The organism is Acidisphaera sp. S103, from assembly GCF_009765975.1.
Taxonomy (GTDB): domain Bacteria; phylum Pseudomonadota; class Alphaproteobacteria; order Acetobacterales; family Acetobacteraceae; genus Rhodopila.
The window spans coordinates 15,310-41,993 of the sequence record NZ_LMUJ01000009.1 but is presented as its reverse complement, the minus strand read 5'-3'; the positions used below and the strand labels follow the sequence as shown (position 1 = coordinate 41,993).

Genomic DNA, 26,684 nt, shown 5'->3' with positions numbered 1-26,684 from the left:
TGCCATCATCCCCCGATTCGCCGATCGTGCTACAGGTCCTGCCGTCTCTCGTCACCGGCGGGGTGGAACGCGGCACCGTCGAAATGGCCCAGGCCATCGCCGAGGGGCAGGCCACCGCCCTCGTCGCCAGTGCCGGCGGCCCGCTGGTGCGCCAGATCGAGCGGGTTGGCGGCACCCACATCACCCTGCCGCTGACCACCAAGTCGCCGTTCGGCATATGGCGCAACGCCGCGGCGCTGGAGGCGCTGATCCGGGACCGCAGGGTCTCCCTGGTGCATGCGCGTTCCCGGGCACCGGCGTGGTCCGCGTGGCTGGCGTGCCAGCGGGCAGGGGTGCCGTTCGTCACGACCTACCACGGCACCTACAGCGAGGGCGTGCCGTTCAAGCGCTTTTACAACGGCGTCATGGCGCGGGGCCGCATCGTTATCGCCGCCAGCCATTTCATCGCCGATCTGGTGGCGGCTCGGCATCATGTCGATCCAGCCAGGATCAGGGTGATCCCACGCGGCGTCGATCCGGCGGTATTCGACCCCGACACGGTCGCCGGCAACCGGATTGCCAGGCTGGCGGCGGAGTGGCGCCTGCCGGACGGCGTTCGCACCATCGTCCTGCCCGGGCGCCTGACGGCATGGAAGGGGCATGCGATCGTGCTGGAAGCCATGGCGCGCCTGAACCGGCGCGATGCGATGTGCGTGTTCGTCGGCTCCGACCAGGGGCGGCACGCCTACGCTCGGGACCTGACCAACCAGGCGGCGCGCCTGGGCATCGCCGACCGGTTGCGGCTTGTGGGACAGTGCGACGACATGCCGGCGGCGCTGGCGCTGTCGGACGTGGTGGTGCATGCCTCGACGAAGCCGGAAGCCTTTGGACGCGTGGTGATCGAGGCGCAGGCGATGCAGCGCCCGGTAATCGCCGCCGACCTCGGCGGCCCCGTCGAGACGGTCCGCCACGGCGACACCGGCTGGCGGATACCACCAAACGATCCGGATGCGCTCGCTGCGGCGATCGCGGCCGCATTGGACCTGGACCCGGATGCGCGCCAGGCGCTCGGCGAACGCGCACGCGCCTCAGTACCGACGGTGCGGTCAATGCAGGACGCAACACTGGATGTGTATGAGACAGTGCTGGCAGAGACCCCCAAGACCGGCTGACCACGGCCCATCCGTCCCGGCCCGCTCTCAGTGGCTGCGCCATGGCCCATCCGTAACGACTCTTCCCCAGTGGCTGCGTCATGGCCTATCCGTCATGGCCCGGCGAAGTCCGGGCCATCTGCCCCAGTAAAGGTTGTGTATCAGACGGTCCGGACTTCGCCGACCCCAAGACAATCCTAATGTGTCAACGTCAACGACTGCTGATATTACATGCGTGTCGTTATGAAACAAAAACAGAACATACCGATAAAAAACAATATTTCATGCTGGATCGTGCAAGGCTGACTCTCTGCCAGCGGTCACCGTCTCATACCGATACGCGGTGAAGTCGGGGCAGGAACATCGGCCGGCATCCACGCCCTTTGCAGTTCCCACCCGGCACGTGGACCGGCCTCCACCGGGCAGTGTTCTAATAAGAAACGAAAACCCGACCATCTGCGCCCTCTGCGCTCCGCTCTGCGCCCTCTGGTGCGCCCCGATGGGGTGCGATCACCTCGTGGGTGGAAGTCCCACCCGGGCAATGGTCGGTTTGGCCCGGTAGCTGGCAGGCGGTTTGGTTGGGTAACCGGCTGGATCGAAGCCCTGCGACAAACCCCGCCTTGGGCGGGGAAGCGAATCGACGGGCCGTAACATGTGTGAAGCCTGAGCAGGCCTCGAAAGGGAAGTTGTGGACGCCGACCCGCCCAGAGTTCGGGGAAGGCAGCACGGACTGGGGAAGCAGCCGACGGATGCACCTGGACCGGTCCACCGGGGTAATGGGCACGGCACGTCGAGACAGGGGATCGCGCAAGCGGGGGAGATCCGTGCATGACGAGGGTAGCGGCCTCAACGATGCCGAAGGGCATTGGTCTGCGCGGAAGTCGGACAGGGTCGTAGTACCGCTGAAGCCGGGTAACGCCGGTGAAGGGAAGGACCCTGACTTCTGGTACGTTTTCGAAGCGAATGAGGTGAGGTGATTGGCGATGAGCCTGCAAACACCAGATGCGATCCGGACTTTGCAGAAGAAACTCTATGGCAAGGCGAAGGCTGAGCCGGGGTTCCGGTTTTACATTCTCTACGACAAGGTCTGGCGGGCTGACATCCTGGCCCACGCTTACCAACTGGCCCATGCCAACGATGGCGCGCCAGGCGTGGACGGGACAACGTTCGACCAGATCGAGGCGGCGGGGCTGCGGGACTGGTTGGCCCGGCTGGGCGAGGAACTTCGAACCAAGACGTATCGGTGCCAACCCGTGCGACGGGTGATGATCCCGAAGCCCGGCGGCGGCGAGCGCCCACTCGGTATCCCGACGATCCGGGACCGGGTCGTGCAAACCGCTGCCAAACTGGTGCTGGAACCGATATTTGAAGCTGATCTGGACCCAGCCGCGCACGGCTACCGGCCAAAACGCGGCGCGGACCAGGCGATCCAGACGGTGCTAACCCTGCTGCGGCAAGGCTACACCGACGTGGTCGATGCTGATCTGAGCCAGTATTTCGACACCATCCCACACGATGAGCTGATGCAGTCGTTGGCCCGCCGTATTGTCGATCCCGACATGCTGCGGCTGGTCAGGCAATGGCTCAAAGCGCCGGTCGAAACGACCGACGGGGATGGCAGGCGACACATGCAGGGGGGAAAGACCAGCAGACAGGGTGTCCCGCAAGGCGGCGTCATCAGTCCGCTGATCGCGAACCTCTACATGAACCGCTTCCTGAAATACTGGCGCCAGAGTGGCAGAGGGGATGCTTGGCAGGCCCATATCATCAACTATGCCGACGACTTCGTCAGTCCGGCAGACTCCTTCCGGGACATCAGTCCGCTTCGCGGCCTGATCCTCAGCCGCGGGCACGCGGAGGAGGCCCTGGCGTGGACGGATCGCACGATGACACGTCTGGGGCTGACCCTGAACCGGACCAAGACCCGGCTGTGCGAGGCACGGACGGACCGGTTCGACTTCCTGGGATACAGCTTCGGTCTGCATCGCATTCGACAGGACGGACGCCGCTACATCGGCGCCAGCCCGTCGGCCAAAAGCGTGCAGCGTCTGAAGGACAAGGTGGGCGCCATCCTGGTGCCGGGCAACATGGGACGATGGGACGACGTGCGTGCGCAACTGATCCGCCTGTTGCGGGGATGGTGCGGCTACTTCAGCCCGGGGTCGCATTACGTCACGGATCGGGGGATCGAGGCGCATATCTATGACCGCGTGCGCAACTTCCTCGTCCGACGCCACAAGATATCTACGCGGATGGTACCGTTCACAAAGGACGCAGTGTTTGGCTCGCTGGGTGTGCCAAGGCTGCGCCATTGCAGACGGCAGGGCGTCCTGTCGTGAGCCTGCCACGAAGCCAGTCGGAAAGCCGGATGCGGGAAATCCGCACGTCCGGTTTGATGAGCGGGGAGGGGAAACGGCTCGCGCAAACGAAACCGCGCCCTTCCTCGACTCTACCGTCAAAAAGCGGACTGTGTCCGGACGTCGGCCATGCCCGGTTCAATCCCCAATCCCGGCAGCACTTGCTTCACCAAATACGGCGCCGGCAGTGTGGTTCCGGACATCCGCCACCCCCGGCATCAGGAGACAACCCCGGGCGACGGCATGACAATAAATCGTCCTGGCCAACCGAACCGTCCTCCAAACCCCAATGGGACCCACCACGGCAGCAAGCCTCTCTGCCGGGCAAACCGGCACATCACAGCGCGAGCTCCCACGTCTCGCCCACCAGGTCCTTGCCGAAGGAATGGTGAGGCTCCGCCGCCACGCACGTAAAGCCGGCGGCGGCATAGATCCGGCGCGCCGGAACCAGAACGTCGTTGGTCCAAAGTGTCAGAGTCCGGTAACCCGCCCGCCGCGCGAAACCGATGCAGGCGTCGACCAGTTGGCGTCCCACACCCAGCCCGCGCGCGCTTGGCTCCACGTAGAGAAGACGCAGTTTGCCGACGGTATCCGATCCACGCATCAGGAACACTGAACCGATCGTTTCGCCCTCTCGTTCGGCGATCCAGCCTCGTTCGCGGCGTGGGTCATGCGCCCGCACGAAGCCGATCAGTATTTCCGCTGACAGGGCCTCGTAAGTCTCGTCCCAGCCATATTCTTCCGCATATAGAATGGCTTGGCGGTGTGCGATCCAGCCAAGATCGCCCAGACGATGCGGACGCAGGGTAACGGCAGCCGCCGAGGGCTTGGAGGCGCCCAACAGGCGTTCGATCGTCTGCATGGACCGAACGATCCGGTCGGTATCCGCCGGCGTAAGGGACGCGATGACGTCGCCTATTTCCCGTTGCGACGCGCGATCCAGCGGCGCGAACGCCGCTCGGCCGGCGTCCGTCAGGGCGAACAAAGCTTGCCGTCCGTCGCCCGGCGCCGCGGAACGCTCGATCAGTCCGCGCGTGTCGAACGCCTTCAGGATGCGGCTGAGATACCCGAGGTCGATCAGCAAATCCCTGGCGAGATGGGTCAGGGTTTGGGGAGCCGACTGATGGGCGAGGTCGTACAGAACGCGGGCTTCGGTCAGGGTAAAGTCGCTTTTCAGCAGCTTTTCGTCCAGCAGGCCGATTTGGCGGGTATAGAAGCGGTTGAAGCGGCGTACCGCGGCGACGGCGCCGTCGCGGTTGGGGATTGGTGTGTCGGTCATCGCGTCCTCCTGCCACCGCAGGTTCGGCGATTTCATTGACGGAGTCAACGATTGGGTCGCGGGGTGGTGTCAGCCCCGCGCGCGGCGGCGACGGCGGCGCAATCCCGCCAATCCCAGCAGGCCGGTGCCCAACAGAGCCAGGCTGGCCGGTTCAGGCACGGGTGATCCGTCGATCAGCGTGCCGCCCGTTATGGTGCGGTTTCCGGCGCCGGCTTCGGACTCGTATGAAAAGCCGTCGAAGAGGATGATGGCGGAGGTCGCGGTCACGATATCGGCGAAGTAGATGCGCAGCTCATCTGCCTCTCCCGCTGTATCGAGCTGGAAAAATTGCGTCGGCAGCGACTGGGAGATCGTGTCGCCGGAGTAGATATAGGTGGCTCCGGCGAAAGCTCCGGACGCGGAAGCCACGAGGTCCGCCGACACGATGGCGGTCAACCCACTGTTCAGGGTAAAGGAACCGGTGAGCGTTCCGCCGCCGGCGAATGTCACGCCTGACAGAGTGAAGACGACGTCCGCGGAGGCCGGGGCTGAGACAGCCAGCCCAATGGCGATAATGGCACTGGCGAGAATGGATCGCATTGATAACTCCTGACCAAGTTCGTGTCTCGGTTCCCGGAGGACAAAGCAAAACTTGTACCATTTAAGGTTTTTACGTAATTTCAATAAGATATGAATCTTTCCTTTTTTGCGAAGTCGATAAATGTAAAATTTACCGACAATTATATGATTTTTAAGATTGATATTTGCTATAAAACGTCTATAAAAATATGGATTTATGTAAAAAGTAAAAAACGCGGCAACCCATGGCTACGCCACAGTGCCCCGCTGCGTTTCCATATGGCGGAAAACTCTCAAGGCGTTCAGGCCCCGATCAAATCCATAGATGCCGCGGGATTGAGCGGGAAACAGCCGCTGGTTCGCCGCCGCCCCCACAGCGCCATCCTCGGACGTCTCAGCATCGGCCGCCTTCAGGCACGCCACGAACTCTGAACTGCCGGCATTATCAGGGAGGCGCAGCAACGGCTTGAGTCTGGGCCGCCGCCCTCCGACCAGCCGGGAATTCCCGCCCCGCCCCTGACAGCACGCCCTCCAGGCACTATGTTCCCGCCAACACAGGGACAAGGAGGACCCGACCATGCTGAACCCCGTATCGCCGCTACCGCTGAAAGACCCGACGCTGTTCCGGCAGGCCAACTACCTCAACGGCAAATGGGTGGAGGCCGACAGCGGCAAGACCCTCACCGTCAGGAACCCCGCCACCGGCGAAGCGGTAGGCGAAGTCCCCAACATGGGCACCGCCGAAACCCGCCGAGCGATCGAGGCAGCCAACGCCGCCTATCCGGCCTGGCGGGCGATGCTGGCGAAGGAACGCGGCGCCATCCTGCGGAAACTGTCCGACCTGATGCTGGCCAACGCCGACGACCTGGCGGTGATCATGACCGCCGAACAGGGCAAGCCCCTATCGGAAAGCAAAGGTGAGATCGTCTACGCCGCCAGCTTCATCGAATGGTTCGCCGAGGAAGCCAAACGCATCTACGGCGACACCATCCCGCAGAATGCCAAAGGCCGCCGCATCCTGGTTCTGAAAGAACCGATCGGTGTCTTCGCCGCGATCACACCGTGGAATTTCCCCTCCGCCATGATCACCCGCAAAGCCGGCCCCGGCTGGGCCGCCGGCTGCACCGGCGTGATCCGCCCGGCCTCACAGACGCCGTTCTCCGCCCTGGCCCTGGCGGTGCTGGCCGAACGAGCCGGCATGCCGGCCGGCGTGTGCAACATCCTGACCGGCGGGTCCAGCGCGATGGGCGCCGAGCTGACCTCGAACCCGCTGATCCGCAAACTCTCCTTCACCGGCTCGACCGAGGTCGGCGCCAAGCTGCTCGCCCAATGTGCCCCGACCATCAAGAAAACCAGCATGGAACTCGGCGGCAACGCCCCGTTCATCGTGTTCGACGACGCCGACCTGGATGCCGCGGTGATCGGCGCCATGGGCAGCAAGTTCCGCAACACCGGGCAGACCTGCGTATGCGCCAACCGCATCCTGGTGCAGGACGGTGTCTACGACGCCTTCGCCGCCAAACTGAAAGTCGCCGTCGAGGCGATGAAAGTCGGCAACGGCATGGAACCCGGCGTCTCCCAAGGCCCGCTGATCAACGCGGACGGACTGGCAAAGGTGGAAGAGCACGTCGCCAACGCCCTGTCCCTCGGCGCCTCCGTCGTCACCGGCGGAAAAAAGCACCGTCTCGGCGGCAACTTCTACGAACCGACGGTGCTGGCGAACGTCCCGCACGACGCGCTGATCTTCCGCGAGGAAACCTTCGGTCCCGTCGCCCCCTTGTTCCGCTTCAAAACCGAGGAAGAAGCGATCCGCCTGGCCAACGACACCGAATTCGGCCTGGCCGCCTACTTCTACGCCCGCGACATCGGCCGCATCTTCCGCGTCGGCGAAGCCCTGGAATACGGCATCATCGGCATCAACGAAGGCATCATCTCAACCGCCGAGGCCCCCTTCGGCGGCATGAAATCCTCCGGCCTGGGCCGCGAAGGCTCGAAATACGGCATCGAGGACTACCTGGAAATCAAATACCTCGCCCTAGGCGGCATCGGAACATAAGCCGCCAAACTCGTAGCAAACGCCTCGGCTTCCCGGCCGGGGCGTTCGTCGCAAATTCAAATATTACCTCGTTCGTGATCCGCCCTTTCACCGTCGATAAGCTCGGCGAGGGCGGCTCCTCGTGAAAAAGTCAGGGTGCTGAACATGGTCGTTGTTTGACTGTCCGGTATCTCGCCGTTCGTCTCTCGCAAGGGTGTTGGGCCAGAGATTTTTCAACACGGAGGAAGAACGAGGGCTACGGTGGGCCACGGAGAAGGGCGTTACGCGCTGTTCTGAAGACGAAGCATGTTGAGCAAAAAGCCGCTTGTCCGCGACGGCCACGTCGCGTGCCGGCAGCGGCACGGCAACGCTCCGTGGCGCTTCGTGGTTCTCGTTCTTTCTTCGTGACAAAAAAGATGAAAGGCCGAACGAACGCGCGCTATGCACCTTGCCCGTGTCCGCGCACCCACGCGCACGAGCAAAGCCGAACAGGCAATTCGTGTACGACGCAGCCAAAACTGGTGGGGACGTCGGCAACTCCATTGCGGGTCGGGCGACCACCGAAGCCAACCAACCATGGTCAAAGACGCGGGCCACTCATACCCCTGTATAGAAACCTTAACAGTTCGAAGGATGCGACCCCCGCCGGTCGGCGCACGTCGTTTTCGGAAACCGATCTTCAATCCCGCGCGGCAGCGAAGTGCCGGCGAACAAGGGCTCGGGCGCGCGACCATAGGGCAGGGGAGCCACGTTCGATCGCAGGCTGATATCGCTCATACACCTGCCCTTCCGTCACGCCGTTCTCCGCCCAAGTACCGCCGCCGGTCAGTATATTAAGTAACAACGGTTGAAACCGGTCGAGCGCCTTCGCAAAGCGCGCATCCATCGTCTCCTCAGCCTCGAATTCGCGCCACAGCGATAGAAATCTGTCCCGTTGCGTCTCGGGCAGAAGCCCAAAAATGCGCTCCGCCGCCGCCCGCTCGGCCTGCGCCAACGCAACGGCATCGTAAGCGCCATGAATTGGCGCATCGCCGGCGTCGATCTCCACGATGTCGTGGATCAAAAGCATCGCGACGACCTTTGCGAGGTCAAGCGTTGGATCGGCTTCGCCCAACACCAGCGCGAACATACCGAGATGCCAGGAATGCTCAGCCGCGTTCTCGCGGCGGCTACGGTCGGCCAGGTGCGACTGACGGATAACCGATTTGAGTGCGTCGATCTCGGTCAGGAAAGTCAACTGGCGATCCAAACGGTCTTCAATCATGCGACGATCGGTACAACGCGGTACACGCCGAGGCCACGAATGAATTATTCGGGTTCAGGCGAAGGCAATCGTCGTGACGAGTCGACCGATGCGTCCGTCGGCCAAAGCGATGCGCTCCCATGCCAATGTGCTGGGCAGGATCCGCATGTCACGGCTGCCGTTCCCGCCAGTTTCGACAAGGACCATTCCCGGATCCGTTTCCTCGAACCAGCCACGGTCGGGCAGCCGCTCCTCACTCGCCACGATCTCCGAAGTCGCGAAGCGCCAGAGTGAAGTACCCAGGAATGGTGTCGCCCGCGAACCCCATTCCGCTTCCCGGGCCGCTGACGCCGCCAGCAGTACATGGGACGCATCGCAGATGAGATGAACCGGTGCCACGGCGTTCTCGATCAATCGGCGCAACGCCGCATCAGCCGCCGGATCGACCTTGCTCGCGAGCAGTTTCTCAAGCCGGCGATAAAGGGCCGGTGATGGCGTGTGCAACCCAGCCTCCCACCGGGATATCAGCCCCTGCGAGACGCCCAGTAACGCGGCGACGTGATCTTGCTTTATACCGCGCAGGCGGCGGAAGCGGCGAAGCTGTCGTCCCACTGGAAGTCGATTTCGATCGGGAAAGGTCACCGTCATAATAGCCCATACCGGTCATGGTGATCGATCCAAGCAGACCCGGACTCGCCAGCGTACATGGGGGAGGACGCCGTTCGCGTCCTACAACGGAATCGCCAGCAACGTATCGAACCGCTGGCTGTCACACACAACGATCCGTTCGGCGTATCGCCACGCCCCCGCCGCATCCCGGCGCACCTTATCCAGATAGACGCCCGCCGCGAAAATCATCATCTCCCCATCGCGCATCGTCCGCACAACCAGAAACGACGTCTCCACCGCGACCACCCCATCCGCCTCATCAACGATCGCCGGCATGCCGACGATATGCCGGTACCGCTGCCGCTCGTAGATATTCGCCTCCCGCAGCGCCGCGATCCGATCCACCAGCATCGCCCGAGAATCGGCATAGATCAGCCCAGCCTGATACCCTTTCTCGTAATTGTCCGCCGTGGTCACCTTGTACAAACACCGATCGAGGAAAAACCCCGGCCAATCCTCAAACCGTCCGGAATCGATCGCCGCCGCACAGGCGCCGCTCAGGGCGGCGATTTCCATCAGCATCGTCAAACCCCCATCCCAGCACGCCATGCCTTCCAGAACCCCCGTACCGACGCCTCGGTCGCCCGGGTCTCCGCCGTGTCAGCCGTCGCGCCCCCCATTTCAACGACCGACGTCTCCCGGTCCGCCGCCGCGATGCCGCGCTGCACGAAGCCGCCGACGGCACCATCCTCCATCGAAACGAACCCGGCCGGCCCGGCCAGGTTCCCCTGCTTCAGCCGCATCGCCCGCAATTCCGGCGTATCGTCGGCGAACCCCAGATAGGTCCAGTGCAGATCCATGCTGTCCACACCCCTGGGCACGATCTGCCGCACCGCCAGCGCGTTATGGATCTGCTGCAGGATGAAACCAGGAAACACCGACAATATCTGCAGGTTTATGTTGTCATTGAACTCCGCCACCGCCTCCAGGAACGACGGATCCCGCAACTGGAATCCCTGATTGTCGGCCCGCATCCCGGCATAGCTGTCATCCGGCCCCTTCGCCCCCGCCAGAGTGGTGCTGGCATGCGCCACGCCATTCTCGCCCACCATCACCCCGCCACCCTGGCTCAGCCGCGTAATCCGGAACGTCGTGAAGAACGTGTGCAGCAGACTCGCATGATACGTGTCGCGCACATTCTCCATGTACAGCTTCCAGTTGCACGGCATGTGCTGTGTGAACCGGCCGATCACCTCCACCTTCTTGTGCAGGACACGCTTCAGCCGAACCAGCACCTCCGGCCCGATGGTGCTCTCCAGGTCGGGCCCGTCCACCGCCAGCGTTCCGAACACCAACCCGCACAGCACCGCCGTCCGTAACTTCCGAGGACCATGTGCCTCCATCCTGAAATCGTCCGGCATCCCGCCCTGGCCGTTGATCCCGCGCCGGAACGCGATGGACGTCAGGTTGCCCCGCAGATCATACCGCCAAGCGTGATAGACGCACTGGAAGTCCTTCACCCGGCCGCCGTCATCCAGGCAGATCAGCGACCCGCGATGGGCACATCGATTCTCGAACGCGACGACCTCGCCATCCTCGGTCCGAACCACCACGACCGGCATGGCCCCCATCGACGTGGTGCGGTAATCGCCAACCGCCGGGACATCGATCTCCAGGCACAGATAATGCCAGGCCGAACCTTCAAAGATCCGGGTCTGCTCGTCCCGAGCGACCTCGGGATCGCGATAGACCCAGTATGGCACACGCGTCAGCCCCGCGGGCCACACACCAGTCGGTGGTTCACGTACGGATTGGTCCACCTGATCCTCCCGCAAACGGCGTTATCCTGCTGCCGGTCTTTGTGCGAGACCTTAGTCCTTCGCCGGCATCCGGCAAATCCCCGCCTGACCGTGGAGCATCACGATGTCCGACATTGAGACCCTGCAAGCGCTGAATCGAGACTACATCGCGTCCGTGCAGAACGGCGACGTCCGCCGCTTCGACGAAATCCTCGCCGCCGATTTCTATTGTTCCAATCCCGACGGCACCTTCATCGATCGAGCCGGCTTCCTCGCCCAAACCGCTCGCCCCGTCACGATCAGCGACCTGCAATCCCATGACGTGCTGATCCGCCGCTTCGGCGACACCGCCATCATCCACGGACGCACCGCTTACACCGCACCTGACGGCCGACAGGCCACAGGCCGCTACACCGACGTCTGGGTTCGCCAAGGAGACACCTGGAAAGCCGTCTCCGCCCACGTCACGCGGGGCTAGGCGATCTCCCCAATCCGCAAATCCCAGGGCGCGATCCGCACGACCCAAAGCAATCCATTCCGCGCCCACGGATCTTTACCAAGCCTCACGGCAATCTGTTCCGGTGAATCGGCTCGGACGATTTGCAGCACATCCGACGTGCCCTCCAGCGGCCCCGCAAACAAAACGAGTCCCTCTTCATGCAATGCATTCATGAAATCCGCGTGCGGCCGCCATTCAACCTGGCCTTCCAGCGGCTCAGACTCATTCCACGCCGGCCCACGCGACAGCATCACGACGAACAGACGAGGCATCGACAAAAATCCTTCGACTGACCCATCGCGTATAGCCGCCACCAGGCAGCCAAACCCGGACCAATCCCGCCTACGCCGTCCGGTCCATCACCACCTCGGCCAGGAATCCCTCCAGCGCCCGCACATACGCCAAATCCCCAAACGCACGCGCCTTCCCGCGCGCCACCGCCTGCCGCACCTCGGCCCGCCACGCCGGCTCGCGAGCCAGCCGCACCGCGATCGCCACATACGCATCCACCGATCCGGCGATCGTCTCCGGACAGCCAATATGCCGCAGGATCGCCGCCGTATGCCGTCCGCGCATGAACCGACCCGGCAACGTCACGATCGCCGGGTTCACCGCCAGGCAATCCAGCGTCGATTTCCCCCCCGACCAGCCGATCGTGTCCAGGATCACATCCGCCCGCCCCACCGCCTCGATGTAATCGCGCTGCGACATGGGTGGCAGGATCACCACATGCCGGTCCGCATCCAGCCCCGCCGCGGCGAAGGCCGCCCGCAACCGCTCCCGAAAAATCCCGGTCACCGCCTCGCTCCTGGCGAAACCGATGAACACGAACCGGCACGCCCCCAATTCGCGCGCGATACGAGGAAACACCGAGTCATAGTGCGGCAAATACTTGTACAGCGCCTGCCCCGACCAGAACACCGGCCCGTCCGTATGCCCCACCGCATCCGCCACCACATCCGGCGTGTAGTGCAGCCCCAAATTCGGCAACCGAACCAGCCGTTCGGTGTAATACGCATCCCCCTCCGGCGGCTCCATCAAGTCGCTCGACAGGAAATAGTCGATGGTCGGCAGCCCGGTGGTCTCCGGCTGCCCCCACGCCACGCACTGCACCGGTGCCAGCCGCATCGCCGCCAGCCGCCCCGCCACGGGGTCCATGCCGACCTCCGGAAACAGCAGCACGTGCGGTTCGGCATTGGCCACCGCCGCCCGCCACGCCGCCCCCGAACCCAACCCCTGCACGAACCGGTCGCACAACCCCGCGGCACGCGCCGTCACGTCATCCGAGACCTGGCCCGTATGAAACCCGATCACCTCGAACCGCCCACGGTCGATCTGAGTCAGCCATCCTTCCAGAAACAATTTCCACAGCGTGTGATCGCAGAAGAACCCGCTGACGACGCCCACCCGGATGCGCGCGCCACCCACCGGCGCCGATGCCAGCCGTACCGGCGCCTCCGCCCGCGCCAGCACATCGCAGGCGAACCGCCCGTACAGCGCCTGCAACGCCCGATCGTCCTGTCCCTGATACGGCAGGAAGAACGGCTGAGACCGCCCGATGGCATCCGCCACCAACCGCCCATCCCCCGCCACCAGACGCGCCAGCGCCGTGCCATAACGCTGCCGGCGCACCGCGATCTCCGCCTCCGCCCGGTACAGGATCGGCAGTTCCGCCATGCAAACCGCCAATCGAGCGCTACCGAATCCCCGATCGGCCGCAATCGCCGCCTCATGGCAGGCAATCGCCTCATCCGCTCGTCCCTGTTCGGACAACAGGCACCCGAGGTTGTAATGTGCGTCCGCCAGCCCCGGCGCGATCACCACGGCGTTACGGAAACAGGCCTCCGCCTCCGGCCGATCCAGTTCCCGCGACACGATCCCCAGATTGGTCCACACCCCCGCCTGCATCGGCGCCAAGGTCAGCGCTTCAGCCAGACGACCTTCCGCGTCCACCCAACGGCCCCGAACCGTCAGCCACCGCCCGTAATTCCCCAGCGCATCGACGAAGCCCGGCCTCAACGCAATGGCCGCTCGGTAGCAAACATCCGTCTCCGCCACCGCGCCCGTGTCGGCGAGGGCGTTCGCCAGATTGTACCAGATATCCGCCACCTCCGGCGCCTGTTCGGCTGCCTGGCGGTAATGCTCCACCGCCTCCACATGCAGCCCCAGATCGCGCAGCGTGGTCGCCAGGTTGCTGTGGAGTTCAGCCAAATCCGGACGCAGCGCCACCGCCGCCCGATAAGCCCCTACCGCCTCCTCCAGCCGGTTCAGCCGGCGATACGCGCGCCCCAGACTGTTGTAATGCACCGCCCGCCCAGGCTCGATCGCCATCGCCCGCCGGATCAGGGCGATCCCGGCCACCGGATCATCCTGTTCGGCGGTAATCAAACCCAGCAGATGCAGGCTGTCCGCATGATCCGGCAAATCATCCAGAATGCCCCGATACCCCGCAGCCGCCTCACCACACCGCCCGGCCTCATGCAGCGCCATCGCCTCGGCGAACGCCGTTTCGCTCATGCCGTGTGCCAATCCCGCGGCAACAACCGCCTGGCCGCCTCCAGCGCATCGCCCACCGCTCGGCGCCGATAGTCCCAGATCGGATCGGGCGCCAACGGAATGATCGCCATCGTCGCATTCGCCTCGAACAGCAGCAGCGACCCATCCGGCGCCAGCGCGAAATCGACCCCGGCATAGTCCAGCCCCAGTGCCGCCTGGATTTTCCCCAATGCCGCCATCGCCCGCGGCCCCAGCACCCCCGGCATATCGCCCAGGAACCGTTTTTCCTCCTCCCGGAACGCCGCGTCGGCCTCCATCGCGGCGGTGAAATAATGCACCTTCCAGTCCGCCGAGATCGCCAGATGCAGCGGATAGGCAACCCCGCCGATGAACATGACCCGGTATTTCCGCGCCATCCCGTCCGCCCCGCGCGCATCCAGATATTCGATCGCCAGCGGTTCCCCGCGCGGCAGCGATGCCGCCGCCGCATCCAGCGCGTCCCGGGTCTCGACGCGGATAAAATGCTGTCCGGTATGATACCCCGGCGCCCGCAACAACAACGGAAACCGCCAATCGCCCACCCGAGACAACGGAGCAATCCGGGGCGCGACAACCCCCGCTATCCCGCCCAGCCGGCCAGCATTATCCGTCCGTCCGGTCACCCGCACACGCGCCGGATGATTGACCAGCGGCGCTTCACAACGCGAGACAATCCGTTCGGCATTCACCAGCGCCTCGCCGCACAAATCGGCATCGCCGATAGCGTTCAAGATCGCCGCATGCGGCGGCAACGGGTCGTCCGGATCGAAGAAATCGGCATAAACCGCCGTGACCGCGAAAACCCGGTCATCGACCCAGTGCTGAGTCGGAATATTACCACCCACCGCCGCCACCAGCATCACCAGCGGAATGCCCGTTCCCGTCCCGCGATACCGCCGCCGCACGACGGCATGGCCGACAAAACCTTTCCGCCAGTGCTCATCGCCATTTTCACCGATCTCGGTCAACACCCGGGCCAACCCCTGATGCGCCTCGACCAGATCCGGATCGACCGCCAACGCCGCCTGGTACTGCTCCCGCGCCGCGTCGAATTCGCCCGACTCATTCAACAGATAAGCGTAACCGACATGCGCCACCTTGTCGCCCGGATGACACCGCACCGCCTGACAGTAAGCATCGCGCGCGGCGGACACGAAACCGCTGGCATGCGCCAGGGCACCCAGTTCCGTCAGCGCCCCGCAATGTTCGGGGTCGGCCTGCAACACCCGCAGATACGCCAGTTTCGCCGCCTCGTCCTCGCCCCGCCCCACCAGCGCCCGGGCGCGCCGCAACGCCCCCTCGGCTACGCCGGACATTTCGGCACCAGTCGCTTTTGGAAGAACAGCCGGGAATACCCCGGCGGGCAGTCGTCCAGCACGCCAAACTGAGAGAATCCCATTTTCTCGTAGAACGATCCCGCCTGGAAACTGAACGTATCGACATGCATGCCCATGCAGCCACGCCGCCGAGCCTCGGTTTCCGCCAGCGCCATCATCGCCGACCCGATGCCCTGGCCACGCAGCGGCTCCGGCACCAGCAGCATCTCCACATGCATCCATCCGAACAGGCTGATCGCCCACAGCCCGCCGGTCACGACACCGGCGTCATCGCGGATCGGGATCGCCAGCAACCGCGGCTTCGCCGGCCCGATCCTGTCCCGGGAAGCCGCGTCCAGCGCATGAAAAATCGCCTCGAAGGTGCCCTGATCGGCGCTTTCGGACGGAGTAAGCTGCATCAGACGATGGTGTTGAGAAGGCTCGTTCCACCCGTGGCGTCCGTGCCGGTCTGCGTCACGTCGGAGGACTGCGTCGCCGCCCCGCCACCGCCATGGTGATGATGATGGTGATGCACCTGGCCCGTCTGCTGGGTCGCACCGGCCTGGGCCGTCGCACTCGCCAGTGTCGCGCTTTGCGGTGCCGCCTGGGCCGTCGCATTCGTCTGCGTCGTGCTCTGCAGTTGCTGGAGGTAGGCTGACGAGGACACGGCGGATACGCCTGCGATACTCATTGTAAACTCCTGTCCGGGTTCGGGCAGTGGCAGGCTACGGGCGAAGTCTTAACCAATCCTTAAGAGCAGGTAACGAACTGTACCGACTTGCACCCGGGCATTGAAGAATACTTGAACCCAAGTCTAACTTTCGGACCAAGGCCTACGCATCCAGGGAGCAAACCGCCAATGCGCCGCTGCGTCACCGTCCTGCTTGCCATCGTATTGTCCGCCGGCATCGCTCGGGCAGCCAAAGTCCCCACACCGGACCCGTCACAGGGCGACGGCGGCGTCTCGCCCTTCTACACCTGGACCGGAGACATCCCCGACACCCCCGGACGCATCCTGCGCACCGAACCCCTCGATCCCGGCTACGGCCTGGCGGCGGCCGGCGAGCAATTCCGCATCCTCTACACCTCCACCGATGGGATCGGCGGCACGGACCGGGTCGTCGTCTCCGGCGCCTATTTCGCACCCCGCGGAACACCGCCCGCCGGCGGCTGGCCCCTGGTCGCCTGGGCACACGGCACGACGGGTATCGCCGACACCTGCGCCCCGTCCTGGAACGTCCGCTCAAAGCGCGACGCCTCCTATCTCAACACCTGGCTCGGGCAGGGCTACGCCATCGTCGCCACCGACTATCAAGGCCTCGGCACCCCCGGTCCGCATCCCTATCTCGCGACACGGCCCGAGGCCTACGGCGTGCTCGACAGCGTCCGCGCGGTGCTGAAAGGCTTTCCCGACATCGCCAACAAGATCGTCATCATCGGCCAGTCCCAGGGTGGCCAGGCCGCCTTCGCCAGCGCCGGTCTCGCCGCCCGCTACGCACCCGAACTCAACATCCGCGGCACCGTGGCGACCGGCGTGCCGTTCACCGCGCCAAACGGTCCACGCCCCCCGCAGGCACCGCCGGGTTCAGCCGATCCGACCGCCGCCTACAGCCTCTACATCGCCATCAGGATGCAGCAGGCCGATCCGTCGCTGCAGCCGAACCAACTGGTCTCGGCGCGCGCCCTGCCGCTGCTGGAACAAGCCCGCACCACCTGTGTCGCCGCCCTCTTCAAGGCCGTAGGGGACGCCGGCCTCAACCGCGAAGCCACGATCGGACCCGGCTTCAACACAGCCATCAAGCCCGTCCTGCTGACCATGGAATACGACACCCTGAAGCTGCCGCAACCGCTGTTCGTCGGCACCGGTGACTACGACCACGACGTGTTGCCGGCCAGACAGTTGATGCTCGTTCGCAACGCCTGCGCCGGGGGAACTGTGGTGGAAGCCCATCTGTATGCCGGCCTCAACCACGGCGAGACGGTGAACGCATCGCTGAAGGACTCCGTCCCCTTCGTGCATAAAATACTGGCCGGAGAACCGATCAAACCCCTCTGCGAACCGGTGGCGGAATAAACCGGCAGCGCCACCATCGCCGTATCGTCCAAGACGGATCGGTCGGCATCCGCATGCGGCACACCCAGCCGCGGGGCAGGGCGGTACCAGGCGCCGATGGGCCGGAGCCGGAAGCCGCCGGGATGTGGACCCGAGGCACACGACGCCGAAGTCCCATGGTTTCGGACAGCCGGAAGACCGCAACACTTGCCCCCGGCGCATTCCACCGCTCTGATCCCGTCAGCAACCAACGGGAGGAAGCCATGGAATTCGAACAGATCGCCTATGAGGTCAAAGGCACCACCGCCATCGTCACCCTGAACCGGCCGGAGCGGCGGAACGCCCTCAGCAGCAAGCTGCTGCGCGAACTGAACGCGGCGCTGCGGGAGGCCGACGAATACAACCCCGTCCATTGCGTCATCCTGCGCGGCGCCGGCCCGCATTTCTGCGCCGGTGCCGACCTGAACGAGTATTCCTCCGGCCGCGGCCCGGAGTATCGCGGCCGAGCCGAAATAGACGACGACGTCTGGCGGCTGGAGCAAGGCCAGAAACTGCGCGTCGAACTGTTCGACATGCACAAGCCGGTGATCGCCCAGGTGCATGGCACCTGTATCGGCATCGGCACCGAACTCGCCTGGTTCTGCGACATGATCATCGTCGCCGACGACGCTCGCATCGGCTTTCCACCGGTCCGCGACCTGGGCACGCCGCCAGGCAACATGTGGCTGTATCACTGCGGCCCGCAATGGGCGAAACGCCTGTTGCTGACAGGCGATTCCCTGACCGGAAAAGACGCCGCCGAGATCGGCCTGGCCCTGAAATCCTACCCCGCCGCCGACCTGGAAACCGAGGTCATGCGTCTCGCCGACCGCATGGGCCTGGTGGACCCGCATCTGCTGTCCGCCAACAAGCGCCTGGTCAATCTGGGCCTGGAACTGATGGGCGCCCGCACCCTGCAACGCATCGGCGCCGAGATCGACGCCCGAGGCCACCTCGCCCCCAAAGCAATGGCATTCAAAGCCACGATGCGCGAACACGGGGTCAAGCACGCCTTCCAAAAACGCGATTCCGCCTTCGGCAGCGGCTACGCGTCCATCCGAGGCCGCGATCCGGACTGAAGCCACATCCCGTGCGGATGGATACCCGTTACTGTACCATCATGGCCGGCCAGCACACTCTCACCATCATGGCCGGCCAGCACACTCTCACCGTCATGGCCGGCCAGCACACTCTCATCGTCATGGCTGGCCAGCACACTCTCACCGTCATGGCCGGGCGTGTCCCGGCCATCCGCGCACGAATCGGCGAAGCACGCTCGGACCCGCTTTTTCGTTACAAAAACCAACGACAAGCCGTCTACATGCCGCCGCCGGCCTGAAAATCCCCCAACCACCCCAACACCGCCGCCCGAAACGGCAACAGACTCTTATAATGCTGAACCTCCGCCGGCAGCGCGCGCACGGCCTCGGCCAACGCCGCCGCCCGCGCAGCCCCGTCAATCACCCGATCCATCCGGTACACATGCACCCGGATCCCAAACAGCACCGCCCCACTCGCGGGCAGCCGCCGCAACGTCTGCCGTTCCACCCGCAGGAACACCCGCTCCCCGGCATTCGCCCCCGTGATCCCCGCATCCCCGTCCACCCGCCACTTCCCACCCGGCTGAAACAGTGCCGGATCGTCCAGCAAGGACCAGTTCAATCGCGAGGCGATATGACCCACCTTCAGATGCCGCATGAACCGGTCCACCGGCGCCGCCAACCGGTCAGCATACAACGGCACCGGCCCATGCACATCAGCCAATCGCTTGCCGATCTTATCCATCAACCGCCAACGACTAGGAAAACACAGCACGGCAGCAGTAAACACCGGCCCATCGGAACCGTTCTGTACAAGACACAAATCCTCCTGCACCAACCGCCCCGCCAGTTCCAGCGGATCGATTCCGGTGCCAGGCACAGGATGTCGGCCTCCCGTCGTCATGGTGGGCGGAGGCCATGCCGGTCCCGTGGCAACGGCCCCGCCCTTGGCCGTCATGTCCCAACATTCCCCGGTCAAATGATTGCGCGCCACCCCACCGTCGCAACTGAACCAATCCGGGTGATGCAGCGTCAGCGCACCAACCACCACCTCCAGCGCCTCCCGCCGAGCCGCGTCGGACACCGGCAGCGCCGCAAACACCTCGCCATGTGCGCTGTCCAACAAACGCCGTCGCTCCGCCATCTCCCCCAAATAGCGCCGATCCAGTTCGAACCAGTCCGCCTCCGCCACCGAGACCAAATCCATCGCCATCCGGAAAGATCCGGGCGAAAACGGCAGATGCACCACCTCTTCGGGCAACTCCCGCACCAATCACCCCCCCAGGAACGCGCGTATAGCCTCGATTTGCAGCGGATCGAGCAGCGGCGGTGCATGCCCCGTCACCGGCACCTCGAACGCCAGCGCCCCCGACGCCTCCATTCGCGCGAACGTCTCGGGCAACAGGATATCGCTGGCCTCACCCCGGATCACCATCCGAGGCACCCGGATGCGGCCCCACAACGTCCACATATCGACATCCGCCGGCGCATGCCCCCGCAGCGGCTCCGCGATCCGCGGGTCATAATGCATCGTAAACCGCCCATCCGGCAGCGCCCGAGCCGAATTGCGCGCCATCTCCGCCCATTGCGCGTCCGACATCGGCCCAAACGGCGCATGGACCAGGCGCAGATGCCGCTCGATCGCCTCAAGATCCGGAAACCGCGACATCATCGGCGAATCCCCGGACGCCACCATGTAATCCCGGATCCGACCCAGCGCCGCCGCCGGAATGAACGGGCCCACGTCGTTCAGCACCAGCCGGTTGATCGGAGACCCCTCCGTCGCCGCGATCACCATCCCACAGATGCCGCCCAGCGACGTCCCCACCCAAGCGACATCCCGCCCAACCCAGGCCAGCAGATGCGCCAACGCCGTCACATAATGCTGCGCCTGATATAGCATCGGGTCCGTCAGCCAGCCGGACAGCCCGCGCCCCGGCAGATCCGGGCAGATCACCCGGTACGATCCCGCCAGCACAGACGCCAGCGCATCGAAATCCCGCCCGTTACGGGTCAACCCATGCACGCACACCACAGCCGGAGCGTCCGGGTCGCCCCATTCCTCAAACCCCAACCGATGAAACGCGCCCGCCAGCAGATACGGAATCGAGCCGGCACGCGCCCGCATCAGATCACCTTCTTCTCGCGCAACGCGACCAGCGCCGCGGCATCCAGCCCGAGCCGTTCGGCCAGCACGGCATCGGTGTGCTCACCCAGCAGCGGCGGCGGCAGCCGGTAGTCGGCCGGCGTTTCCGACAACTTCACCGGATTGGCGATCACCTTCACCGTTTGGCCCGACCCGTGCGCCATCTCCAGCACCATATTGCGCGCCACGACATGCGGATCAGCGAACACCTCGGACAGCTTGTTGATCGGGCCGCAGCCGATCTTCAGCGCCTCCAGCCGCTCCACCCACCAAGTCGTGGTGTTCTGCATCATCACCGGAGTCAGCGTATCGGTGACCAACTGCCGGTTGCGCACCCGGTCGGCATTGGTGACGAACCGGGAATCCTCCAGCAGATGCGTCAGGCTGAACGCCTCGCAGAACCGCTTGAACGTCGGATCGTTGGCGACCGACAGCACGATATGCCCGTCCTTGGTCGGGAACACCTGATACGGCGCGATATTGGGATGCTGGTTGCCCAAACGAGCCGGATTTTCATTGGTGGCAAGATAGTTCATGCCCTGGTTGGCCAGCCAGGCCACGCTCGTATCGAGCATCCCGATATCGATCTGTTGCCCTTGCCCCGTCAGGTCGCGATGCCGCAGCGCCGCCAGGATGCCGATACACCCGTACAGCCCAGCGAACAGGTCGCCCACCGGCACGCCGACCTTCTGCGGCAGCCCGTCCGGCTCCCCGGTCAGGCTCATCACCCCGCCCATCGCCTGGATCAGGCTGTCGTAGCCCGGCCGAGGCGCATACGGCCCTGTCTGCCCAAATCCGGTGATCGAGCAATAGATCAGCCGGGGAAATTTCGCATGCAGTTGCTCGTACCCCAGCCCGTATTTCGCCAACGCGCCGACCTTGAAGTTCTCCACCAGGATATCGCACTGGGCGATCAGCTTCAGCGCGATTTCCTGGCCGTCCTTCTGGCCGATATCCAGCGTGACCGACTGCTTGTTGCGGTTGACCCCGACGAAATAGGCGCTCTCCTGCGTGCCCGGCATGACAGGGGGCGCGAAACCGCGGGTATCGTCGCCGGCGCCAGGCCGCTCGATCTTGATCACATCGGCGCCGAGATCGGCCAGCATCTGCACACAGGTCGGTCCCGCCAGCACACGGGTCAGGTCGAATACACGCAGGCCCTTAAGCGGTCCGGTCGGTTCTGTCATATCCATCTCCAAGATGCCGGTTGATCTGCCCGGCCGTTGCCCGATAATGGGCCAGGCGACGCCCACCGGCAAGCAAACCGCCCTTCTGGGCGAACGACCGGCCGGGCGCATTGGGAAGAAATACGTCTATGCAACGAGATACCGGCGATAGTATCGAATCCCGAACCTCGTGGCGGGCGGCCTTCCTGACATTGGCGATCTTGTCGCTGTCCTTCGGCTCGCCGCTGCTCGCCGTGGTAGGCCTCCGGGATATCCAGGCCGCAATGCACACCGACCGTTCGGTGATTTCCCTGGCGAGTTCCCTGGTCTGGATCGGCAACGGCGTCGGTGGCATTCCGATGGGTTGGCTGGCCGACCGCATCGGCATCCGCAAGACCGTCGCCTTTGGCACGCTGTCGATGACCGCCGGGATGGCGCTGTCCAGCACCGGCTCCGTCTGGGCCCTGTATGTCGGACATGGGCTGCTGGTCGGATTCCTGGGCAACGGCGCCATCTACGCACCGCTGATGATCTATGTCAGTCGTTGGTTCGACCGCCGCCGCGGCACCGCGCTCGCCCTGATCTCATCAGGACAATACATCGCCGGGATGGTCTGGCCGTCGATCATGGAGGTGGGGATCAAGCATGTCGGCTGGCAGGCCGTCATGTTGGGCTACGGCGCCATCGTCCTGGCGATCCTGCCGCTGCTGACTCTGCTGCGCCAGCCGCCCGACCCCCTGGTCCTCGCCCCCGGCCGAGCCGGCCCCCGTCCGGGCGACCTTGTGCTGGGATTCCGCCCGAACATGGCGATGGTGCTGATCTGCATCGCCAGCTTCTGCTGCTGCGTGCCGATGGCGATTCCCTCCTCCCACCTGGTCGCGTTCTGCGGCGACCTCGGCATCCCCGCCAGCCACGGCGCGGCGATGCTGTCGGTGATGCTGGCCTGCGCATTCATTTCGCGGCAGTTCTGGGGTGCATTAGCCGACCGCTTCGGCGGTTTGCGCACGGTGATGGCCGGTTCGGCGCTGCAGGCGCTGGCCATCGGCTGTTTCCTGCTGACCCGCGATGAAGCCGGCCTGTTCGCCGTCGCCAGCGCCTTCGGGTTTGGCTTCAGCGGCATCATCCCGTCCTACTCGGTGGCGATCCGCGACCTGTATCCGTCGAAGGAGGCGTCATGGCGCATCCCGACCGTGCTGATGACGGCGATGTCGGGGATGGCATTCGGAAGCTGGTTCGCCGGCAAGCAGGTCGACATGTTCCTGTCCTACCGCCCGGCCTTCGGGTCCGGTGTGGCGTTCAACCTGCTCAACCTGGCGGTGATCCTGTTCCTGGTCAGCCGGCTGGCCCCACGCCGGCACCTGACCATGGCCGCGGCGTCCTGAGGGTTCAGCTTTCCGCGCCGTCGCACGAACCGATCAGGCCGGCGATGCACTCGAGCAGCCGACCGGCGGTCTCGATCGCCATATTCGCCTGTTCCGGGGAGACGTTCGCTTCCGGCTCCGCTCCATAGTCCGCGATGGACTTGATCTCGTACGCATTGGCGAGGAACCGGACAAATTCGGGATCGATTCGCGGTTCGCTCCGTGCCAGGCGCGCGAATTCGGTGCGAAGCCCGCGATGGGTCTTGGCGATCTTACCGGTTCGATGATGCAGGTATGCCTCAGCCGCGTGATACGCGGCGAGATACGCTTCCCGGCCTGCGATGTATGTTATCCGCAGCGTGACGACGGCCCTCGCATCAATGAGATGGCGCCTCGCGGTCTCCAGGGCCTGCGCCGCCTCCGGCGTCAAAGATCGACACCCTCGCGCCGGATTTCCCCCATCAACAGCGACCGGGTTCGGTAGGCACCCTCAGGGAACGGCTTCGGCGAGATAACCGCATCGGTCTCCAGCAGGATTGCCGTCGTAATGGCGCCCAATGGCTGCAATTCTTCCCACAGGCTGCTGTAGCCGCGCAGAAACAACGCCACGTCGTAGTCTGAGTCGGCGCGCGCATCGCCGCGCGCTCGGGAACCGAACAGCACAGCACGTTCCAACCGCGCGCCGTAAAGTGCATCGAGCGCGGCGCGGAAGCGGCGCATGACCGGGTCGTTGGCTGGGTCGGGCTGCATTGTGAAGACAATCATAGCATGAAGGGAGGCGTGTGCCGATCTACGTTTCGGTTCGCCCCCCGGCGTGTGTCGCCGGAAGCGGCATAGTTCCGTCAAGCCTGTCCAACCGCCACCCTCTGCCGCCGCAGCAACGCCACCATCAGCGCCATCCCCGGCAGCGCCCCCGCCATGCACACCGTATAGAACCACGTCCACCCCAGCGCCGCCGCCATCACCCCCGACGCCCCGCCGATCGTATGGATCGCCAGCATCGGCACCGACGACAGCAGCGCGTACTGGGTCGCCGCGAACTGCCGGGCGCACAGCGCCGACAGGAACGTCAGGAACGCCGCATCGGCCATGCCCTGCGCGAACGCCTCGGCACACACCGTCGCATACAGCACGGCATGCTGGCCTGCCGACACCGACAGCAGCACATACATCGCCATCGCCACGGTCTGCGCCGTCCCGGTCCACAGCAGGGCGCGTCCAACCCCCACCCGAACCACCAGCCAGCCCCCCAGGGTAATCCCGGCCAGCGTCGCGCCCAGCGAGAACGTACCCGTCGCCGCGATCGCCGCTCGGGCGAACCCCAAATGCAGGTAAAACGGCGCGGTCATCAGCCCGGCCATCGCCTCGCCCAGCTTGAACAGCGCGACGAAGGCCAGGACCAGCAGCGAGGACGGCCGCGCCAGGAACGACCGGATCGGCTCGACCACCGCCTGCCGCACCCCGGGCCGAACCGCGGCGTCGGGAGCATCCTCCCGGTCCGCCGCCAGGGTCACCAGCATGCCGCAGCCGATCAGCGCCGCCACGCCCAGCAACGGCCAGTGCCAGCCGGCAAAACTGGACGCGGCGACGACGCCGGACATGGAAACCAGCATCGCCACGCGATACCCCCAGACATAGGCCGCCAGCGCCACGCCCTGGCGCCGTTCCGGAAAAATCTCGATCCGCCAGGCGTCGATCGCGATGTCCTGGGTCGCCGACAGCATCGCGACGCAGGCCGCCGCCGCGAACGCCGCCACCGGCGCCGCTGCCGGGTGGGACAGCGCCAGCAGCACGGCCGCCGCCGCCAGGGCCGGCTGCACCAGCAGCAGCCAGCCGCGCCGCCGGCCGAAGCCACGCAGCACGCCCAGCGGCGGCATCTGGTCCAGCAGCGGCGCCCAGAGAAATTTCAGCGAATACGCCAGCCCGATCCAGGCGGTCAGCCCGACGATAGCCAAACTCGTGCCACTGCCGGACAGCCACAGCCGGAAGGTGAACCCCGACAGCGGCAGCGGCAGGCCCGAGACGAACCCATACGCGGCCATCACCGCCAGGCGTCGTTCGATACGCACAGGCCAAGGGCGCATCAGGCGGGAATGTTCGCGTCGCCCTTGCCCAGCGGGCGTTGCATCGTCACCACATCCAGCCAGCGGCCGAACTTGATGCCGGCCGATTTCATCGTGCCGATCATCTGGAAGCCCAGGCTGGCATGCACGCCGATCGACCCGACATTCTCCGAATCGCCGATCACCGCGATCATCTGCCGCAGCCCCGCCGCGGTTCCCAGTTCGATCAGCCGCATCACCAGCGCCTTGCCGACGCCCTGGCCGCGCACGTCCTCGCGCACATAGATGCTGTCCTCGACGGTGAAACGATACGCCGAACGGTCACGGAACGGGGCGTAGTAGCCAAAGCCCAGGACACCGGTCGCATCGGTCGCGACCAGCCAGACGCACCCGCGATCCACAACCTTGTGGAAGCGTCCCAGCATCTCCTCCACCGAGGGCGGATCCTCCTCGAACGTGCCCGTGCCATGCAGCACGTGATGCGCATAGATCGCCTGCATGTCAGGCACATCGGCGTCCGTGGCGTCTCGGATATCCATCCCGGTCGATTCCCCTTCGGTCTGCACGTGGCGTCACAGGCCATCGCACCCATAGCTATAATCATAATCGGCCGTCTTGACGACCGGCGAGGATCCCGTTCCCCGGGCCTCGCCATAACGCATAGCCCGCCGCCGGAATGCTGACCCGAATTATCCCCCAACCCCGCAAAAATCCGTCCCTGCGCGCTCTGCGCTCCGCTCGGCGTTCTCTGCGTCGAAAACCCCAACCCAGGACAAACAACGCCCCATCGGCCGACCCACCGCAACCAGGCCGACATGAAAGCCCGATCCGGGCACCCTATCCCGAAGAATCCCACCTCTCTTTCAATCTTCACTTGCATCCGCCTAACGGCCGAGGCTGATTTGATCTCGAAATTAGGATTTTTGTTGGTTTCGCTGCCCTGATGCGTCATACTCAAAATCGTGATCGAGCGGCCGTCAGAAGCATGGCGCCCGGGGGGACGTTGTCGACAAACTCGCCTTGGTCCCGTCAAGGGATCGATTGGTGCGACGATGACGCATCCATGTTACCAACTTGGCAACCACCGCACGAAACCGGGACATCCCGGCACACACCGTTGTCTGATACGCTGCTAAAAGGGTTCGCTCGTGGATATATCTGACGGACACACGCCCGGACCATTTGGGGATAGCCGCGCGCCCGCCGCTGTCTCGCAGTCCAGCGCCGACGGCGGTGGCGCATCGGGTATCGGCAATCCAGGCGCCGGCCAAGGCAGCAACCGCGGACCGATCCATCCGCGGCTGCTCGCGATGATGATGGCGGCGCGTTACTATGGCCTCGAACTTGATCCCGGCGACTTCCGCCTGGGTTCCGACGAGACCGCACCCACCGCCGCCGCGCTGTCGAAATGGGCACAGAACACCGGAATGTGGTCCCGGGCGTTGCGTCTGCGCTG

At 64.8% G+C, this 26,684-nt stretch carries 28 protein-coding genes; 9 read left to right on the top strand and 19 right to left on the bottom strand.

Annotated elements, in window-relative coordinates:
- Together GSQ89_RS00445 and ltrA are read left to right on the top strand one after the other, a co-directional pair.
- The coding region (locus GSQ89_RS00445) for a glycosyltransferase family 4 protein (protein ID WP_371734200.1) at positions 1 to 1,151 on the top strand (1,151 nt) is incomplete at its 5' end.
- A gap of 962 nt (positions 1,152 to 2,113) precedes the next feature.
- On the top strand, positions 2,114 to 3,469 hold the full coding sequence (ltrA, locus tag GSQ89_RS00440) for a group II intron reverse transcriptase/maturase (RefSeq protein WP_174254810.1): 1,356 nt from the start codon (positions 2,114 to 2,116) through the stop codon (positions 3,467 to 3,469).
- A gap of 355 nt (positions 3,470 to 3,824) precedes the next feature.
- On the opposite strand, the gene GSQ89_RS00435 is transcribed toward ltrA, so the two are convergent.
- The gene (locus GSQ89_RS00435) at positions 3,825 to 4,766 is read right to left on the bottom strand and encodes a bifunctional helix-turn-helix transcriptional regulator/GNAT family N-acetyltransferase (RefSeq protein WP_158920876.1); all 942 of its coding nucleotides are present in this window, start codon (positions 4,764 to 4,766) and stop codon (positions 3,825 to 3,827) included.
- A gap of 69 nt (positions 4,767 to 4,835) precedes the next feature.
- Complete coding sequence (locus GSQ89_RS38965) at positions 4,836 to 5,345, bottom strand: PEP-CTERM sorting domain-containing protein (RefSeq protein WP_254073017.1); 510 nt, start codon at positions 5,343 to 5,345, stop codon at positions 4,836 to 4,838.
- Positions 5,346 to 5,435: 90 nt separating this feature from the next.
- On the opposite strand from GSQ89_RS38965, the gene GSQ89_RS00425 reads away from it, so the two are divergent.
- Entirely contained in the window at positions 5,436 to 5,756 is a 321-nt protein-coding gene (locus GSQ89_RS00425) for a hypothetical protein (RefSeq protein WP_158920874.1), read from the top strand.
- Between the two features lie 145 nt (positions 5,757 to 5,901).
- On the top strand, positions 5,902 to 7,380 hold the full coding sequence (locus GSQ89_RS00420) for an NAD-dependent succinate-semialdehyde dehydrogenase (protein WP_158920872.1): 1,479 nt from the start codon (positions 5,902 to 5,904) through the stop codon (positions 7,378 to 7,380).
- A 658-nt stretch (positions 7,381 to 8,038) separates the two neighbouring features.
- Here the strand turns inward: GSQ89_RS00420 and GSQ89_RS00415 are convergent.
- The 4 genes from GSQ89_RS00415 to GSQ89_RS00400 all read right to left on the bottom strand — a co-directional run bounded on the left by GSQ89_RS00415 (position 8,039) and on the right by GSQ89_RS00400 (position 11,031).
- Positions 8,039 to 8,623, bottom strand: a complete 585-nt coding sequence (locus tag GSQ89_RS00415; RefSeq protein WP_158920870.1) for an HD family hydrolase — start codon at positions 8,621 to 8,623, stop codon at positions 8,039 to 8,041.
- 54 nt (positions 8,624 to 8,677) lie between these two features.
- Positions 8,678 to 9,214 carry a helix-turn-helix transcriptional regulator gene (locus tag GSQ89_RS00410; protein WP_216855948.1) on the bottom strand — a complete coding sequence of 179 codons (537 nt, stop codon included), beginning with the start codon at positions 9,212 to 9,214 and terminating at the stop codon, positions 8,678 to 8,680.
- Positions 9,215 to 9,331: 117 nt separating this feature from the next.
- Positions 9,332 to 9,793, bottom strand: coding sequence for an aromatic-ring-hydroxylating dioxygenase subunit beta (locus GSQ89_RS00405; RefSeq protein ID WP_158920884.1), 462 nt, complete (start codon positions 9,791 to 9,793; stop codon positions 9,332 to 9,334).
- 2 nt (positions 9,794 to 9,795) lie between these two features.
- Entirely contained in the window at positions 9,796 to 11,031 is a 1,236-nt protein-coding gene (locus GSQ89_RS00400) for a Rieske 2Fe-2S domain-containing protein (RefSeq protein WP_158920866.1), read from the bottom strand.
- Positions 11,032 to 11,134: 103 nt separating this feature from the next.
- Between GSQ89_RS00400 and GSQ89_RS00395 the strand changes: the two genes are divergently transcribed.
- Positions 11,135 to 11,488: a nuclear transport factor 2 family protein gene (locus tag GSQ89_RS00395; protein WP_158920864.1), complete on the top strand. Its 354-nt coding sequence runs from the start codon at positions 11,135 to 11,137 to the stop codon at positions 11,486 to 11,488.
- Here GSQ89_RS00395 and GSQ89_RS00390 read toward each other — a convergent pair.
- The 5 genes from GSQ89_RS00390 to GSQ89_RS00370 all read right to left on the bottom strand — a co-directional run bounded on the left by GSQ89_RS00390 (position 11,485) and on the right by GSQ89_RS00370 (position 16,051).
- The gene (locus GSQ89_RS00390) at positions 11,485 to 11,781 is read right to left on the bottom strand and encodes a YciI family protein (RefSeq protein WP_158920862.1); all 297 of its coding nucleotides are present in this window, start codon (positions 11,779 to 11,781) and stop codon (positions 11,485 to 11,487) included. The two genes, GSQ89_RS00395 and GSQ89_RS00390, sit on opposite strands and share 4 nt — an antisense overlap.
- 70 nt (positions 11,782 to 11,851) lie before the next feature.
- The gene (locus GSQ89_RS00385) at positions 11,852 to 14,026 is read right to left on the bottom strand and encodes a glycosyltransferase family 41 protein (RefSeq protein WP_158920860.1); all 2,175 of its coding nucleotides are present in this window, start codon (positions 14,024 to 14,026) and stop codon (positions 11,852 to 11,854) included.
- Positions 14,023 to 15,360: a tetratricopeptide repeat protein gene (locus tag GSQ89_RS00380; RefSeq protein ID WP_158920858.1), complete on the bottom strand. Its 1,338-nt coding sequence runs from the start codon at positions 15,358 to 15,360 to the stop codon at positions 14,023 to 14,025. The genes GSQ89_RS00385 and GSQ89_RS00380 overlap by 4 nt, the downstream gene beginning before the upstream one ends.
- On the bottom strand, positions 15,348 to 15,779 hold the full coding sequence (locus GSQ89_RS00375; RefSeq protein WP_158920855.1) for a GNAT family N-acetyltransferase: 432 nt from the start codon (positions 15,777 to 15,779) through the stop codon (positions 15,348 to 15,350). Before GSQ89_RS00375 ends, GSQ89_RS00380 begins: the two co-directional genes overlap by 13 nt.
- Complete coding sequence (locus GSQ89_RS00370; protein WP_158920852.1) at positions 15,779 to 16,051, bottom strand: hypothetical protein; 273 nt, start codon at positions 16,049 to 16,051, stop codon at positions 15,779 to 15,781. The genes GSQ89_RS00375 and GSQ89_RS00370 overlap by 1 nt, the downstream gene beginning before the upstream one ends.
- Before the next feature lie 168 nt (positions 16,052 to 16,219).
- Between GSQ89_RS00370 and GSQ89_RS00365 the strand changes: the two genes are divergently transcribed.
- A complete protein-coding gene (locus GSQ89_RS00365) occupies positions 16,220 to 17,434 on the top strand; it encodes a lipase family protein (protein ID WP_158920849.1) in 1,215 nt (404 codons plus the stop codon).
- Positions 17,435 to 17,487: 53 nt separating this feature from the next.
- Complete coding sequence (locus GSQ89_RS00360) at positions 17,488 to 18,531, top strand: crotonase/enoyl-CoA hydratase family protein (RefSeq protein ID WP_371734199.1); 1,044 nt, start codon at positions 17,488 to 17,490, stop codon at positions 18,529 to 18,531.
- Here the strand turns inward: GSQ89_RS00360 and GSQ89_RS00355 are convergent.
- Genes GSQ89_RS00355 through GSQ89_RS00340 form a run of 4 tightly spaced genes read right to left on the bottom strand, consistent with a single transcriptional unit; the run spans position 18,498 to position 21,825 of the window.
- On the bottom strand, positions 18,498 to 18,764 hold the full coding sequence (locus GSQ89_RS00355; protein WP_158920843.1) for a hypothetical protein: 267 nt from the start codon (positions 18,762 to 18,764) through the stop codon (positions 18,498 to 18,500). The genes GSQ89_RS00360 and GSQ89_RS00355 overlap by 34 nt on opposite strands.
- A gap of 5 nt (positions 18,765 to 18,769) precedes the next feature.
- Positions 18,770 to 19,762: a DUF3445 domain-containing protein gene (locus tag GSQ89_RS00350; protein ID WP_254073016.1), complete on the bottom strand. Its 993-nt coding sequence runs from the start codon at positions 19,760 to 19,762 to the stop codon at positions 18,770 to 18,772.
- 3 nt (positions 19,763 to 19,765) lie between these two features.
- On the bottom strand, positions 19,766 to 20,620 hold the full coding sequence (locus GSQ89_RS00345) for an alpha/beta fold hydrolase (RefSeq protein ID WP_158920840.1): 855 nt from the start codon (positions 20,618 to 20,620) through the stop codon (positions 19,766 to 19,768).
- Positions 20,620 to 21,825, bottom strand: coding sequence for a CaiB/BaiF CoA-transferase family protein (locus GSQ89_RS00340; protein ID WP_158920838.1), 1,206 nt, complete (start codon positions 21,823 to 21,825; stop codon positions 20,620 to 20,622). Before GSQ89_RS00340 ends, GSQ89_RS00345 begins: the two co-directional genes overlap by 1 nt.
- Positions 21,826 to 21,953: 128 nt before the next feature.
- On the opposite strand from GSQ89_RS00340, the gene GSQ89_RS00335 reads away from it, so the two are divergent.
- A complete protein-coding gene (locus tag GSQ89_RS00335) occupies positions 21,954 to 23,186 on the top strand; it encodes an MFS transporter (RefSeq protein WP_158920835.1) in 1,233 nt (410 codons plus the stop codon).
- A gap of 4 nt (positions 23,187 to 23,190) precedes the next feature.
- Here GSQ89_RS00335 and GSQ89_RS00330 read toward each other — a convergent pair whose 3' ends face one another.
- From GSQ89_RS00330 to GSQ89_RS00315, 4 genes are all read right to left on the bottom strand, one after another.
- A complete protein-coding gene (locus GSQ89_RS00330) occupies positions 23,191 to 23,595 on the bottom strand; it encodes a HEPN domain-containing protein (protein ID WP_158920832.1) in 405 nt (134 codons plus the stop codon).
- Positions 23,592 to 23,915, bottom strand: a complete 324-nt coding sequence (locus GSQ89_RS00325) for a nucleotidyltransferase domain-containing protein (protein ID WP_216855946.1) — start codon at positions 23,913 to 23,915, stop codon at positions 23,592 to 23,594. The genes GSQ89_RS00330 and GSQ89_RS00325 overlap by 4 nt, the downstream gene beginning before the upstream one ends.
- A 92-nt stretch (positions 23,916 to 24,007) precedes the next feature.
- Positions 24,008 to 25,234 (bottom strand): AmpG family muropeptide MFS transporter, encoded by a 1,227-nt coding sequence (locus GSQ89_RS00320; RefSeq protein ID WP_254073015.1) that lies wholly within the window; start codon positions 25,232 to 25,234, stop codon positions 24,008 to 24,010.
- Positions 25,235 to 25,248: 14 nt separating this feature from the next.
- Positions 25,249 to 25,767, bottom strand: a complete 519-nt coding sequence (locus tag GSQ89_RS00315; protein ID WP_158920826.1) for a GNAT family N-acetyltransferase — start codon at positions 25,765 to 25,767, stop codon at positions 25,249 to 25,251.
- Between the two features lie 609 nt (positions 25,768 to 26,376).
- On the opposite strand from GSQ89_RS00315, the gene GSQ89_RS00310 reads away from it, so the two are divergent.
- Positions 26,377 to 26,684 (top strand): hypothetical protein (locus GSQ89_RS00310; RefSeq protein WP_216855945.1); only part of this gene is annotated, 308 nt, incomplete at its 3' end.

Excerpts from the sequence above, each read along its gene's own strand:
- GSQ89_RS00395 (WP_158920864.1), top strand. The coding sequence starts at position 11,135 with ATGTCCGACATTGAGACCCTGCAAGCGCTGAATCGAGACTACATCGCG.
- GSQ89_RS00370 (WP_158920852.1), bottom strand. The coding sequence starts at position 16,051 with ATGAGTATCGCAGGCGTATCCGCCGTGTCCTCGTCAGCCTACCTCCAG.
- GSQ89_RS00325 (WP_216855946.1), bottom strand. The coding sequence starts at position 23,915 with ATGCAGCCCGACCCAGCCAACGACCCGGTCATGCGCCGCTTCCGCGCC.
- GSQ89_RS00385 (WP_158920860.1), bottom strand. The coding sequence starts at position 14,026 with ATGAGCGAAACGGCGTTCGCCGAGGCGATGGCGCTGCATGAGGCCGGG.
- GSQ89_RS00340 (WP_158920838.1), bottom strand. The coding sequence starts at position 21,825 with ATGACAGAACCGACCGGACCGCTTAAGGGCCTGCGTGTATTCGACCTG.
- GSQ89_RS38965 (WP_254073017.1), bottom strand. The coding sequence starts at position 5,345 with ATGCGATCCATTCTCGCCAGTGCCATTATCGCCATTGGGCTGGCTGTC.
- GSQ89_RS00380 (WP_158920858.1), bottom strand. The coding sequence starts at position 15,360 with ATGTCCGGCGTAGCCGAGGGGGCGTTGCGGCGCGCCCGGGCGCTGGTG.
- GSQ89_RS00375 (WP_158920855.1), bottom strand. The coding sequence starts at position 15,779 with ATGCAGCTTACTCCGTCCGAAAGCGCCGATCAGGGCACCTTCGAGGCG.
- GSQ89_RS00420 (WP_158920872.1), top strand. The coding sequence starts at position 5,902 with ATGCTGAACCCCGTATCGCCGCTACCGCTGAAAGACCCGACGCTGTTC.
- GSQ89_RS00415 (WP_158920870.1), bottom strand. The coding sequence starts at position 8,623 with ATGATTGAAGACCGTTTGGATCGCCAGTTGACTTTCCTGACCGAGATC.
- GSQ89_RS00425 (WP_158920874.1), top strand. The coding sequence starts at position 5,436 with ATGAATCTTTCCTTTTTTGCGAAGTCGATAAATGTAAAATTTACCGAC.
- GSQ89_RS00360 (WP_371734199.1), top strand. The coding sequence starts at position 17,488 with ATGCGGCACACCCAGCCGCGGGGCAGGGCGGTACCAGGCGCCGATGGG.
- GSQ89_RS00390 (WP_158920862.1), bottom strand. The coding sequence starts at position 11,781 with ATGCCTCGTCTGTTCGTCGTGATGCTGTCGCGTGGGCCGGCGTGGAAT.
- GSQ89_RS00315 (WP_158920826.1), bottom strand. The coding sequence starts at position 25,767 with ATGGATATCCGAGACGCCACGGACGCCGATGTGCCTGACATGCAGGCG.
- GSQ89_RS00405 (WP_158920884.1), bottom strand. The coding sequence starts at position 9,793 with ATGCTGATGGAAATCGCCGCCCTGAGCGGCGCCTGTGCGGCGGCGATC.
- GSQ89_RS00345 (WP_158920840.1), bottom strand. The coding sequence starts at position 20,620 with ATGCGGGCGCGTGCCGGCTCGATTCCGTATCTGCTGGCGGGCGCGTTT.
- GSQ89_RS00365 (WP_158920849.1), top strand. The coding sequence starts at position 16,220 with ATGCGCCGCTGCGTCACCGTCCTGCTTGCCATCGTATTGTCCGCCGGC.
- ltrA (WP_174254810.1), top strand. The coding sequence starts at position 2,114 with ATGAGCCTGCAAACACCAGATGCGATCCGGACTTTGCAGAAGAAACTC.
- GSQ89_RS00335 (WP_158920835.1), top strand. The coding sequence starts at position 21,954 with ATGCAACGAGATACCGGCGATAGTATCGAATCCCGAACCTCGTGGCGG.
- GSQ89_RS00435 (WP_158920876.1), bottom strand. The coding sequence starts at position 4,766 with ATGACCGACACACCAATCCCCAACCGCGACGGCGCCGTCGCCGCGGTA.